Below are 12975 nucleotides of genomic sequence, written 5' to 3' on the forward strand. Positions count from 1 at the left end.
TTTAAGTAGCGGTTTTTTTGTGTGGAAAAGGAGGACAACAACCAGGTGGAATCGTTGCTTAAGCAAGTGGAAGAACGGGAAGAGGAGCTCATTCGGCTTGTGTCTGATTTGATTTCCTATCCGACCATAGCCCCTCCAGCCCGAAATACGGCCGATATCCAGCAGTATATTGAAGGCTATTTGCGTGCTGCGGGGATGGCTGTCGATAAGTGGGAATCGTACCCAGGCGATTGGAATATCGCGGCAAAGAAAGAAGGCACAGATAGAACGAAGTACCATAGCCTCCTTTTAAATGGCCATGTCGATGTCGCTACAGTCGAAGAGGAAGAAAAAAGCCAATGGAAATACGCTCCTTTTTCTCCTAGAGTAGAAGAACGGACGCTGTATGGCCGTGGTGCCGCCGATATGAAAGGCGGGCTTGGCGCTTGTTTGTTCGCCTTGCGTCTTTTGCATGATCATGGCATTGAACTAAAGGGCGACGTCCTGCTTGAAGCAGTTACAGGCGAAGAAGTCGGCGAGGCTGGCACGAAACAATGTTGTGAGCGAGGCTATACGGCAGATTATGCACTTGTAGCCGACACAAGCAACTGCCGTGTCCATGGACAAGGCGGTGTCATTACTGGCTGGATTACCGTAAAAAGTGACTCGACTCACCATGATGGCACGCGGCGGAATATGATCCATGCCGGTGGCGGCTTAAAGGGAGCTAGTGCGATTGAAAAAATGGCTAAACTGATTGCTGCTTTGCAAGAACTTGAGCGCCACTGGGCTGTGACAAAGTCGTATCCAGGTTTTCCGCCTGGAACCAATACGATTAATCCAGCTGTCATTGAAGGCGGGCGCCATCCAGCGTTTATTGCTGATGAATGCAGGTTGTGGGTAACGGTGCATTTTTATCCAAATGAATCTGCCGAAGAAGTGGCCAACGAAATTGAAGCCCATCTTCTTGCTACAGCTAAAGCGGATGTGTGGTTGAAGGACCACCTTCCAACCTTTACTTGGGGCGGCGCCTCTATGATTGAAGACAAAGGGGAAGTATTCCCTGCTTTTTCAATCGATGAAGCTCATCCTGCATTATCTGTTTTAAAGACCGTCCATCAGACTGTTTTCGAGGCTCCATTGGAAATAGAAATGTCAACTAGCGTGAACGACGGTGGCTGGTTGGCCGAATATGGAATGCCGACGATTTGTTATGGGCCTGGGAAATTAGCACACGCCCATGGCGTGAATGAACAGCTTGACATTGATGAACTCGTCCGTTATACGAAAGCGCTTGTCGCCTTCATTTATAAATGGTGCAATACCGAAAAAAGGGGAGAATAACTTATGAAGTTTTCAGAACGTATTCGTAAAAACGCTGATCCGATTTGGCAAGCGAGCCACAATCATCCGTTTGTCCAAGGAATTGGCCACGGCACTCTTGAACTAGAAGCATTTCAATATTATATGTGCCAGGATTATAAATATTTGATTGAGTATGCCCGCGTCATTGCCCTAGGCACAGTATTGGCACCTGATTTGGAAACGATGTCTGGTTTTGCGAAAGCGCTTGATGAAACGCTTAACAGCGAAATGGATCTGCATCGCGCATATGCGAAGCGCCTCGGAATTACACAGGAACAGTTGGAACAGACAGTTCCTGGCCCAGTAACGCTTGCTTATAGCAGCGCGATGATGGCTGAAGCACAAAAAGGATCCCTTGCCGAGCTCATTGCGGCGATTTTGCCGTGTGCTTGGAGCTATTATGAAATTGGCACAGCGCTCGCGAAGATTCCAGGCGCCACAGAACATGAGGCATACGGAGAATGGGTGAAAATGTACTCTTCGCCTGAGTTTGGCGCAATTGCGGACTGGCTGATTGCCAAGCTAGACGAGCTTGCCGCAGAAAAGAGCGAGGCCGAACTAGACCGCATTGAAACGATCTTTATGAATACGAGCCGCTATGAATATATGTTCTGGGATATGGCTTATAAACAAGAAAACTGGCCGATCGGTTAAAAAAACGCTGTGCCCTGTTAGCGGGCATAGTGGAGGTTGTCGACAAAATCATCAGACTGATAGAAAACGCTTGTCAGACGAGGAGTGCAGGCGAGGGAAAATGCGAATAGAACGGGCGTTCATGAGCATATGACCGAGACAATCGACGAAGTATGCGAGCGTTTGTCTACAGTCTGAAACGCTGTGCCCTGTTAGCGGGGCACAGCGTTTCCTTGTAAGGCGTGTTGCTTCTGCAACCGCCCCTGCCTTTTCAATGGTGCTTTTCCAAGCAGCCATGGGTATTTCTGCAACAAATAGATAAATGGGACGACAAGGACAATCGTAACGACGGTGAAAAACAACGTCCAAGGCAAACTGTTAGCGGTGCTTAAGTCAACTTGAAATCCGTAATAAAGGGCAGCGCGGACAAAGTTTAGCATTGGCAAGTGGATAAGCAAGATCACAATCGAGTTTTGGCCGAGAAACAATAGTGTCTTTGAGTGCTGCAGCTTAGGAATGAGCACAAGAAAGGCGGCGATGCCTGCAATTGCAGCTAAATAAAAGTAGCCGAATTCGCCAAGTACATTTGCCCGCATGTCAACACGCTCTGTATTGAACGCTTGGACGAAAAACACCAATATAAATAAGGGCATGGCAATAAGCAGTACTCTTGACCATGGGAGCGTCTTCCATAAATGTTTTGTCAAATGGCCAAGGCCGTAAAATACAATCGCCGTTAAAGCAACGAAAATGTTCCAAGGCAATGCAAACGAAAGCATGGTCGACCCGTAACCGGCGATAGCAGCGACAATGAGAAACGTCGCAATGAATCTTCCTTTAGACAGGCGATAGTAAAGAAAAAAGAGCAATTCGACAACAAATAGGCAAGTGAGAAACCAAATGGCCGGGTTGTACGTAAGTTGATAATTCCCAGGTGTCGACAAAAAGATGCCGACAAACGGATTAATTGGATTGACGTCGTCACCGGCAGTGAAAGGAAAATGTCTTGTCATGCTGTACCAAATGAGATAAGAGGCAGCTGAAAAAACGAAGTATGGCCATAACAGGCTTCGTGCTTTTTTCTTAATAAAGGCCCAAATACTCATGGAATGAGGACGAAATACTGCTCCAGACAAGTAAAAAAACAAAGGCATATGAAAGGCAAACAAAAAGGCTTTAAGCGTTTCGTCGATGGGCGCATGGCTCATGACAACAAGAACAATGCCAAGCCCTTTCGCCGCATCGATCCATTTAATTCGGCTGTCCATCAAAGCAACCCCTTTCTGTATCAACTTCCAGGTGTGGCTCTACAATGCTAGTATACACATCCTCTGTTTTCGAAAAACCTTGTGAGCAAAACTTACATAGGGCTATAGGGTGGTGCAGTCATTTGCTTGTAGTTTGCGGTAATTTTTGAAGAGTGTTACGTAACTTGAAATCGCGGTGTGACCGAATTGTAATAGTAGGAAAATGACAACTAAGAAAATGTACGTTAGAAATCTTAACAAAAACACTTGTGTAAAAGCGCTTTCTATGATAATGTTTCATTGTACAAAAAACAGTATATTGGTGGAGGTGAACATGAACGAAGCACTTCTGTCAAAAAAAGGGAAAACATTACTAAGAGTTGCGTCCCTGTTACTCACGATTGAGAAAGGCCAACGGATTCCGAAAGTCGAATCTTTAGCACAAGAACTAAATGTAGGACGAGGCACTATACAAAGTTCTTTAAAAATACTGGAAGAAGCGAAGGCGATTGAGCTTTTATCCCGTGGTCACTTGGGCACATTCCTGTTACAGAAAGATGTCTCGAAATTATTGGAGTTTGCTGGTGTCAACACGATTACGGCGGTTATGCCTTTGCCGTACTCAAAAAAATACGAAGGCTTGGCGACCGCTCTGACGACTGTTTTCCATAACATGGGCATTCGCTTAAACCTTGCCTTCATGAGAGGAAGCAACCCGCGCCTTGAAGGAGTCAAAGAAGGACGTTATGATTTTGCCGTTGTTTCGTTTATGGCTGCCAAAAATGCCGTAGAAAAGGCAAACATCACGATTGAAAAAAGACTAGGCGCCCAATCTTACGTCAGCAAGCATAAAATCTATTTTGCTGACAGCGACAAAACCGAAATTGAAGATGGCATGAGAATCGGTATTGACTCAAAATCGGCTGACCAAAGAACGTTAGCTGAAGCGGAAGCACAAGGAAAGAAGGTAACATTTGTAGAAACGACGTACATGCACTTGCTGCAAAGTCTAGAAGCTGGATTGATCGATGCGACCGTGTGGAATGCAGATGAAGTGCAGCGCCCGACACTTTATGCAAAAGAACTTACTTCTTCTCTTGCAGTCAGAAACTCGCAGGAGATTAGTGAAACGGCGCTTGTGGCCCATGGAGATAAACAAACGATTTCTTATTTGTTAGGATTAATAGACAAACAAGAACTGTTAACGATCCAGAAGCAAGTCGTTGAAGGGAAGATCATTCCTTCTTATTAGGAACTTTCCTTCACATTCAATATACAAAAAAATGTACATTATATTAAGGAGGGTTGAAGATGGAATTGTATACACGTTTGCAGATTTTAAAAGAAGCAGGAACGATCACGGACAAAGCATACCGTGTCACCACCCAAGTAGTGGACGAGCAAGTTCCTGACCACTTGCATGAGAATTATGCAATGTTAGTGACCCATTTGGCAATGGCGTTGACAAGAATTGAACAGAACGAAGCGTTGACTGGTCCAGGGGATGCCGTTATGGAAGAAGTCCTTGCTTCCCCACATTTGCCTGCTGCTAAGGAGGCCGTCGAAAAAATTGAATCCCTTGTTGGCGAACCGCTCCCTAAAGAAGAACAGCAGTTTCTCTATATGCATTTTGTCAGCACATTTTCGTCTGTTTCATAAGGAAAGCAGTATAGTGAGAAAATAAACCAAAAACTAAAGGAGTGTTTTTCGATGAAAATTGTTATTGGCGGCCAAGTAGAAAAGAAGGAAATAGAGAAATTAATTAAAGAGAAGAATCCTGATATTGAAACCGTTGTCAAGTCTGATTTAGAAGCAGCGATGCTGCTCAAACAAGGCCAAGCAGATTACTATTTTGGCGCATGCCATACTGGGGGCGGCGGTGCTTTGGCGATGGCGATTTCGTTGGTTGGCAAGGCAAGCTGCCACACGATCTCGATGCCTGGGAAACCACCTGTGAAAGAAAAAGTTGAACAAGCCGTGCAGGAAGGCGGCAAGGCATTTGGCTTCACCGGCGATCATAAAGAAAAAGCGGTCGAATATTTACTCGATGCGTTAAAAGCTTAATATAAAGAGCTAACGGAGGGATACCATGGTAGATGTAATTTTGCTCATTGCAATCGGTGCGCTAAGCGCAGTGATGGCCAATTTAGGAATCGCCGTTTTTAATGATGGGTTGCGCCCAATTGTACCAGAGAACTTGGAAGGGCGCATGTCACGGAAGGAATTAGGAGTAACCGCATTTGCAATGAGCTTTGGGCTTGTCATTGGTTTCGGCATTCCTATATCTATTGCTGGCAGCATTATTTTGATCCATAGCATTTTGCTAGGAACGGATATCATTGGTCTGTCAATCGCAAGAGGCAAATTTTCCACAATGGCAGCAGGTGTGTTAGGGGGACTTTACGGAGCAGGCATCTATTATGGGCTTCAAGTCGTTGTTGATTTGTTTGCTCGCTTGCCGCTGAACTTTGTAGATGGCTTCAATTTGGTTGGCGAACCGGTTGTTGTGGCCTTTATGGTCTTCCCAGCGATTGCTGTTGCTTTGCAGTTCTCTGTCAAGAAAGGGGTTGTCACGTTTTTGGTGGCAGCGCTTGCCCGGCAGCTGATTGTATTTTCCAATGAAAAAGGCCTTATTGAAATTGGTGGTTCATCGGTGACCCTTAGTCCGGAAGGGATTGCCCTCGTTGTAGGAATGGTGTTTTTAATGGCGTTTGCCATGCAGGAAAAATCGGATGACACTAGCATGGAACAAATGGCGACATTGTTTGTCGACCGGGTGAACCGGATTAAAAAGTTTGCAGTTGTGCTCATGGCATCAGGTGCGTTGCTTGCTGCAGCTGCAAATTTGTTAATTGTATCTGGAGATCCGATCACACTGAATTTGCTTGCAGATGGCCGGATTAATGAGGGAGGCATTGCCGCACTAGCGAAAGCACTTGGCTTTGTGCCACTCATTGCCAGCACCGCTATTGCTACAGGCGTATATGGTCCAGCCGGGTTTACACTCGTTTTTGCTGTTGGTATCTTTTCGCCAAACCCGTTTATTGCCGCGGCGATTGGTGCGATTGTGATCTTGCTTGAAGTCCTGCTGTTATCAAAGTTAGCGAAGTTTCTTGACCGTTATCCAGGCGTGCGTGCTTCTGGGGAAAATATCCGTACCGCGATGACACGTGTTCTTGAAGTAGCATTGCTCATCGGCGGCGCCAATGCGGCAAATGCGATTGTCCCTGGATTTGGCTTCTTTGCCATCGCCGGATTTTATTTACTAAACGAAGCCGGAGGCCGCCCAATTGTACGGATGGCAGTAGGCCCTGTTGGCGCGATAGCTGTTGGAATTATTGGCAACATCTTAGCCTTATTAGGGATTTTCACGCCACCAGCATAGAGGAGAGGAAAAACGATGATTGAAACGGTGAGGGGACCGATTAAGCCCGAAGAACTTGGCATATGTGCTTGCCATGAGCATGTCCATATTGATTTAAGCCATATTAAAAAGTCTAATGACACCGCATTAACCGATTATGACCGTGTAAAAGAAGACGTAGCCCGTTTTATTAAAGCCGGCGGAAAAGCCTTTATTGAAATGACCAATGTCGGCATGGGGCGGAACATTCAATTTATGCGGCGTTTATCTGAAGAGCTCGATATGCATATTGTGGCCAGTACAGGCTGTTACAAAGACCCGTTTATTCCGGCGGAGGCCCTTTCATGGAACCGGGAGCAATTTGCAGCGTTTATGTTGCAAGAGATTGAGGAAGGCATTGATGGTTCTCCAAGCAAGCCCGGTGTTATTGGGGAAATCGGCAGCAGTTTAAATGAATTCAAACCAGTGGAGACAGAGCTGTTTCATGGGGCAATCATTGCAGCGAAGGAGAGCGGTTTGCCGTTGGCCACACATACCACATTGGGGACAATGGCGCTTGAGCAAGTCGAGCTGTTCGCTAAGGAAGGGTTGCCGCTCGACCAAGTAATTATTGGGCACCAAGATTTAAATGAAAACGATGACGTGGTGCTTGAAGTCCTAGCAGCTGGCTGTTACGTCGCTATGGATACGATTGGCAAAGAAAATTACCGTTCTGATCAGGAACGTCTCACTTCGCTGTTGCGCTTTATCGAAGCAGGCTATGGGGACAAAATTATGTTATCCACTGATATCACAAGAAATTCCCACCTTTTTGCTGCCGGCGGGCAAGGCTTTGATTACACGCTACGGGAGTTTCAACCGAGAATGGAAGCGTCTGGGCTGTCGCAGCAGGAAATACGAAAACTTTTGATTGAAAACCCAGCAAACGCGTTTTCAAAGAGGGAAGGGACATCATGAAATACAGCGAGGCACTGTTGAAAAATCGGTCAATGGAAGAAGCGCAGTCTCTTCAATTTAAAATGGTCGATGAAATAACAAAAGAGTTTACCGACAACGAATTTTATCAACTTGGCGATGTCGGGCTGCATCCTGATTTTGGGCGCCCGCAAACCACAGCTAAAGCAGAACGTGTGTTAGCTCAAGTATTTGACAGCGAAGCTTGTGCACTTGTCCGTGGTAGCGGCACAGGGGCGATTCGGCTCATTTTAGCAGAATTAGTGGCAGCAGGCGATACATGCCTTGTTCATACAGCGCCAATGTACATGACGACAAAAGAAACATTTCGGCAGCTTGGACTGAAGCAAGAAGCGGTTGACTACAATGATCTTTCTGCTTTTAAAAGCGCCGTGGCTGCTACAGAAGCAAAGCTCGTTTATGTCCAACATGCACGTCAGGCTCCTCATGATACGTATCAGCTTGGCGAAGTCATTGAAGCGGCGAAAACGATACGTCCTGATTTGCCAGTCGTAGTCGATGACAACTATTGCGCCTTCAAGATGCCAAAAATCGGCTGTGAATATGGCGCGGATTATTCGACTTTTTCTGGTTTTAAATTGCTTGGGCCAGAAGGGATTGGCGTTATTGTTGGAAAAGCAGCAGCGATTGAACGCCTCCATGCCCGCAATTATTCAGGAGGGGGCCAAGTACAAGGCCATGAAGCTCATGAGCTGTTACGGAGCTTGACGCTAGCGCCAGTCATGTTGGCGACGCAAAATGAACAAGTCGAAGAACTTTATCAACGTATTAAAAATGGTGCTTTACCTGGAGTCGAAGATGTTTACATGGTCAATGCCCAGTCTAAAAACGTGATGATTGAGCTTGCTGAACCGATTGCGAGCCAAGTCATTGCCAACGCGGCCCGTCTTGGTGCAGCCACCTATCCAGTCGGCGCGGAGTCCCGTTATGAGTTGGCCCCAATGGTGTACCGTCCATCTGGCAGCTTTAGGGAAGCAGATCCAAAGTTAGAAAAGCATGGCCTGCGTGTTAACCCGATGAAATCAAGTGCAAGCACTGTTCTGCGCATCTTACACTTGGCTGTGAAAGAAGCACAGAAAGGATGAATGCAAGAGATGTTTACTAGCATGATCGCTAAGCGTAACCCGAAGTTGGTGGAAGCAGCCGTCTGCCTTCATCAAAGCGGAGCTCTTGCGCCTAATACCCATTTAATCGATCTCGATGCGCTTGAACGAAATGCCGCCATTCTTGCGAAGACAGCGGAAGAATATGGCATGACGCTGTATTACATGACGAAGCAGATCGGCAGAAGCGGCTTTGTCGGCAAACACATTGAGAAAAGCGGCATTCACAAAGCTGTTGCTGTCGATATCGATGAAGCAATTCAACTAAAGGACGGCGGCTGTGCGATCGGCAACTTAGGGCATTTGGTCCAACCTGGCAAAAACCAATGGCCTTTTGTATTAACAGACATGAAACCGGAAGTCGTCACGCTCTTCTCACTTGAACGGGCTAAACAATTAAATGAAGCCGCTGTACAAGCAGGAGTAGTACAAGACGTTATTGTCCGTGTTATCAGCAAAGGAGATTGCGTTTTTCCAGGCCAATATGGCGGCTTTTTATTGGAAGAATTGCCTGAAGCAATCAAAGAGTTAACGGCATTAACAGGAATTCGCTTAATCGGTGTGACGAGCTTTCCCGTTTTAGCGTATACCGCTGGAGACAATAGCTACCATTATGCAAGCAATGCGCAAACGATTGTCAAAGCCGTCGGTCTTCTCCAACAAGCTGGAGTGGAAGTGAAGCATGTGAATACGCCAAGCGCCACGAGTGTAAATACAATCCCAATGCTTAAACAACTTGGCGCAACACACGCAGAGCCAGGCCATGCCCTTACTGGTACAACGCCGTTGCATGCCTACCGCGAGGATTTAGCTGAGCTGCCGGCTATGGTGTATGTCTCTGAAATTTCTCACCAGGACCAAACCCATGCTTATACGATTGCTGGGGGATTTTACCCACGCTCAAATATGGCTTATGCGTTTTACGGTGATTCACCTAAGACGATTTTCAATAAAGCGGAAGTCGATCTCGTTTCACCTGGCAATATTGATTATTATGGTGCATTGAAGCGTGAACAGGGAATGCAGACAGGTGATACGGTTGTATATGCTTACCGTTCACAAGTGTTTGTGACCCGTTCCCACGTTGCCTTTGTCAGAGGTGTGGCAAACGGCAAGCCGGTTATCGTCCATCAGCAAAAAAGGGGGATGTAGCTATATGGGAAAAGCAACGTTGCTCGTGTTGGATGGCTTTGGTGTTGGCGCAATGGCAGATTGCCGTGAAACCAAACCAGAAGACATCCACGCCTCCACATACGCCCATCTACAGGAAACCGTCGGACTAAATTTGCCTACACTCATGAAAATGGGCTTAGGAAAAATCGTCAACAATGAAGGCGAAGCCATTGCCGCTTATGGCAAAAGCAAACTTGCCCATCACGGAGCGGATACATTTATGGGCCACCAAGAACTAATGGGGTCGAAGCCAGGAAAACCAGCTAAGCGCCTCATGAAAGAAGTTGGGCAGCAAATCGCCGACGGTTTAATCGCAAATGGGTACCATGTAGAAGAACTAATCGAAGGCAAGCCGATTTTGCTAGTTGACGGCGCTGTCGTCGTAGGAGACAATTTAGAGTCGGCACTCGGCAATATCATCAATATGACTGCTGATTTAACCCAAATTTCCTTTGAAGCGGCAACAAAGATGGCTGCTGTAGTCAGAAAGCATGTGGATACAAGCCGTGTGATTGTATTTGGAAACGAGTCTGTGCCGCTGACAGACATTGTAGCCGCGGCAGAAGAAGGGAAACCAGGCCAGTGGGGCATTAATGCGCCTAAAACAGGTGTATACGGCGAAGGGTATCAAGTGCTCCATTTAGGTTATGGCGTGACATTTGAAAAGCAATTTGCCTATTTGGCCGAACAAGCAGGAAAGCCAGTTTATCGAATTGGCAAAACAGCGGATGTTATTCAGGCGCAAGGCTTTGCAAACCCTGTCGTCCATACGCCTGAATTGCTTTCAATATACAAAAAAATGTACAATGAAGCGGAAGAAGATGCTGTTTTCCTCGTGAATGTCCAAGAAACTGACTTGGCCGGTCATAAAGAAGATCCGTCATGGTATAAAGAAGTGCTTGAAACGGTCGATCATTTTTTGGCTGAGTTTTTGCCGACACTGGCAGAGCACGACCTACTTATCGTTACAGCCGACCATGGAAATGACCCGACTTGCGGCCACTCCCAACATACGAGGGAGTACACCCCTATACTGGTATATGGAAAACAAGTTCAGCCAGTATGTTTAGGTGTTCGAGACACGATGGCCGATATTGCGGCGACACTAAGTGACTTTACAGGCGTACAAACGCCCGAATTTGGTACAAGTTTCTTGCCGGAATTAACGGGGAAGTAGAGGGGAAATCATTTTAGTGAGAGGTTGTCCCAAAAGCCTTTAAAATGAAGAAGGGGAGTCGAGATCTGACTTGATCTCGACTCCCCTTTATTTGGATGGATCGGTATTTCGGTGAATGATGGCGGGCAAGGCCCGCCATTTTCTTCAGATTGAGGGCCAACCCCAGCCAACCAAGCTCCACCGTCACCTTTTCCAACCCGCGAAGGTGGAATCGTCGAAACCCGAGATTTTGTTTGGCATGCCCAAATACACTCTCGACGTCCGTTTTTCTTTGCGCGTAGAGTGTGGCTCCTCTTTCACTATGTAGTTTTGCCGCTTCTTTGGCTTTGAGTTCCTCGTAGATGGGGTTGTAATGGATTTGCCGAGGCCCCTTGCCCCTCGTACAGTCTGCTTTGAACGGACACCCCTCACAGGACTCGCATTCATACATCTTGAAGTCGCGCTTGAATCCATAACGATCGGTACGTCGGCTATAGGCTTTAAAGGCGACCTTCCGGTTGTTTGGGCACCAATAGACATCCTCGTGTTCGTCATACCGCCAGTTATACGGATGGTAGGCTTGCTTTAGGAATGATCGTTTTTGTTCTTGGCGATAGGTGTTGTAGGGAATGAGCGATGTGACCGTTTCTTGCTCTTCCATGTAAAGATAATTGCTTTCACTTCCGTAGCCTGCATCGGCAATGAACCAGTTTGGCAAAGGCAGACCTGTCGCTTTAAAGTGCTCAAAATGCGGGATCAAACAACGGGTATCGGTTGGGTTTTGGTGAACCGTGTAGTGAAGAATGAATTGGTTTTGTGTCGCCACTTGCCAGTTATACCCTGCCTTGAGTTGCCCATTGTTCATGTGATCGTCTTTCATCCGCATGAACGTGGCATCTGGGTCGGTTTTAGAAAAGCTGTTGCGCTCGCCAAAGAGGCCCATCTGTTCTTCGTATTTTTCCAAACGAGGAAGATGGTCTTTCGTTAAGCTTCGGTAGGCCTTTCGTAGTGGCTTGCTCGCTTCTTGGTGGGCGCGTTTTTCTTCTTTGGATGGGGCTACTGCGATTGCTTGGTCCATCGCATTCAGTTCCTTTTCCACCTTTGTGACGACGTCTTGAAGACGTTTGTGGCTGATCCGTTGCCGTTCAAACGTGGCATCTTCCTGCTTGAAGGTTTCGGTATCCAACGCAATCGCTTCTTGAATGACCTCTAACGTTTCCTCGATTTTCATTTGAAGCTTTTCTTCGTGGGAAAGCGTGCTCTTTTTCCAAACGAACGAGTATTTATTGGCGTTCGCTTCGATTTTGGTGCCATCGAGAAAATACGCCTCCAAGTCGACATAGCCTTCCTCGATTAGGAGATGCGTCATTTCGGTATACAGGCCTTCCATCAACGATTGGAAACGTTCTGAGCGAAAGCGATTGATCGTCCGAAAGTTCGGGGCTTGTCCAGCAGCGAGCCACATCATCGGCAGGTTTTCTTTGAGGGCTTGTCCCATGGCTCGGCACGAGAACCAACGTTGCGTATACGCATATAGGACAATCTTTGTCATCATTTTCGGATGATAGGCGGGTCTGCCTCCGCCTTCATACGCACGAACAAAGAAATCGTCATCCAACCCATCCACCACGTCACTGACCACACGCGCGACATGATGTTCGGGGATAAGATCGGAAAAATCCATAGGCAGATAGAGTTGATTCATGGTATACTCTTGGAAAGTGACCTTTGGGTTACGCAAAAAAATCGCCTGCTTTCGTTTGAATTTTGGTAGTGGTACCTTCATTTTAAACGATTGGGCGGTTTTTTTGTGCTTTTTTATCTAAATGCAAAAAAGCCACCCCAAAAGGTCATTTATCTATGACCTTTTGGGACAACTCCTAATTGTGTTGATAAAGTCAATAACGAACTTAATGATCTCTCCAAAGTATAGGACCGCGTAAATGATGACAGTGGCACGGTCCCATACAGCAATGCAAG

General features: G+C 46.6%; 12 protein-coding genes. 10 read left to right on the forward strand and 2 right to left on the reverse strand.

The window, feature by feature from the left end:
* The first annotated feature begins 45 nt into the window (after window positions 1-45).
* Window positions 46-1323, forward strand: coding sequence for an acetylornithine deacetylase (locus V5G21_RS12710; protein ID WP_011245523.1), 1278 nt, complete (start codon window positions 46-48; stop codon window positions 1321-1323).
* A gap of 3 nt (window positions 1324-1326) precedes the next feature.
* Window positions 1327-1998, forward strand: a complete 672-nt coding sequence (gene tenA, locus V5G21_RS12715) for a thiaminase II (RefSeq protein ID WP_011245524.1) — start codon at window positions 1327-1329, stop codon at window positions 1996-1998.
* A gap of 191 nt (window positions 1999-2189) precedes the next feature.
* Here the strand turns inward: tenA and V5G21_RS12720 are convergent, their stop codons facing one another.
* On the reverse strand, window positions 2190-3245 hold the full coding sequence (locus tag V5G21_RS12720; protein ID WP_041823603.1) for an acyltransferase family protein: 1056 nt from the start codon (window positions 3243-3245) through the stop codon (window positions 2190-2192).
* 313 nt (window positions 3246-3558) lie between these two features.
* Between V5G21_RS12720 and yhfZ the strand changes: the two genes are divergently transcribed.
* Genes yhfZ through V5G21_RS12760 form a run of 8 tightly spaced genes read left to right on the forward strand, consistent with a single transcriptional unit; the run spans window position 3559 to window position 11016 of the window.
* Window positions 3559-4476, forward strand: coding sequence for a GntR family transcriptional regulator YhfZ (yhfZ, locus tag V5G21_RS12725; protein WP_011245526.1), 918 nt, complete (start codon window positions 3559-3561; stop codon window positions 4474-4476).
* A 59-nt stretch (window positions 4477-4535) separates the two neighbouring features.
* Window positions 4536-4883, forward strand: coding sequence for a PRD domain-containing protein (locus V5G21_RS12730; RefSeq protein WP_011245527.1), 348 nt, complete (start codon window positions 4536-4538; stop codon window positions 4881-4883).
* A 51-nt stretch (window positions 4884-4934) separates the two neighbouring features.
* On the forward strand, window positions 4935-5288 hold the full coding sequence (locus V5G21_RS12735; RefSeq protein WP_011245528.1) for a DUF2620 domain-containing protein: 354 nt from the start codon (window positions 4935-4937) through the stop codon (window positions 5286-5288).
* Between the two features lie 25 nt (window positions 5289-5313).
* Complete coding sequence (locus V5G21_RS12740; protein WP_011245529.1) at window positions 5314-6609, forward strand: YhfT family protein; 1296 nt, start codon at window positions 5314-5316, stop codon at window positions 6607-6609.
* Window positions 6610-6624: 15 nt separating this feature from the next.
* Entirely contained in the window at window positions 6625-7545 is a 921-nt protein-coding gene (locus tag V5G21_RS12745) for a phosphotriesterase family protein (RefSeq protein WP_011245530.1), read from the forward strand.
* Window positions 7542-8648, forward strand: coding sequence for an aminotransferase class V-fold PLP-dependent enzyme (locus tag V5G21_RS12750; protein WP_011245531.1), 1107 nt, complete (start codon window positions 7542-7544; stop codon window positions 8646-8648). The genes V5G21_RS12745 and V5G21_RS12750 overlap by 4 nt, the downstream gene beginning before the upstream one ends.
* Before the next feature lie 9 nt (window positions 8649-8657).
* Window positions 8658-9818, forward strand: coding sequence for a YhfX family PLP-dependent enzyme (locus V5G21_RS12755; RefSeq protein WP_095326772.1), 1161 nt, complete (start codon window positions 8658-8660; stop codon window positions 9816-9818).
* Window positions 9819-9822: 4 nt separating this feature from the next.
* Window positions 9823-11016 (forward strand): phosphopentomutase, encoded by a 1194-nt coding sequence (locus V5G21_RS12760; RefSeq protein WP_338464804.1) that lies wholly within the window; start codon window positions 9823-9825, stop codon window positions 11014-11016.
* Between the two features lie 13 nt (window positions 11017-11029).
* Here the strand turns inward: V5G21_RS12760 and V5G21_RS12765 are convergent, their stop codons facing one another.
* Window positions 11030-12736: an IS1182 family transposase gene (locus V5G21_RS12765; RefSeq protein ID WP_338464805.1), complete on the reverse strand. Its 1707-nt coding sequence runs from the start codon at window positions 12734-12736 to the stop codon at window positions 11030-11032.
* Window positions 12737-12975: the final 239 nt, after the last annotated feature.

It is taken from the genome of Shouchella rhizosphaerae (assembly GCF_036700015.1).
GTDB classification, from domain to species: domain Bacteria; phylum Bacillota; class Bacilli; order Bacillales; family Bacillaceae_D; genus Shouchella; species Shouchella rhizosphaerae.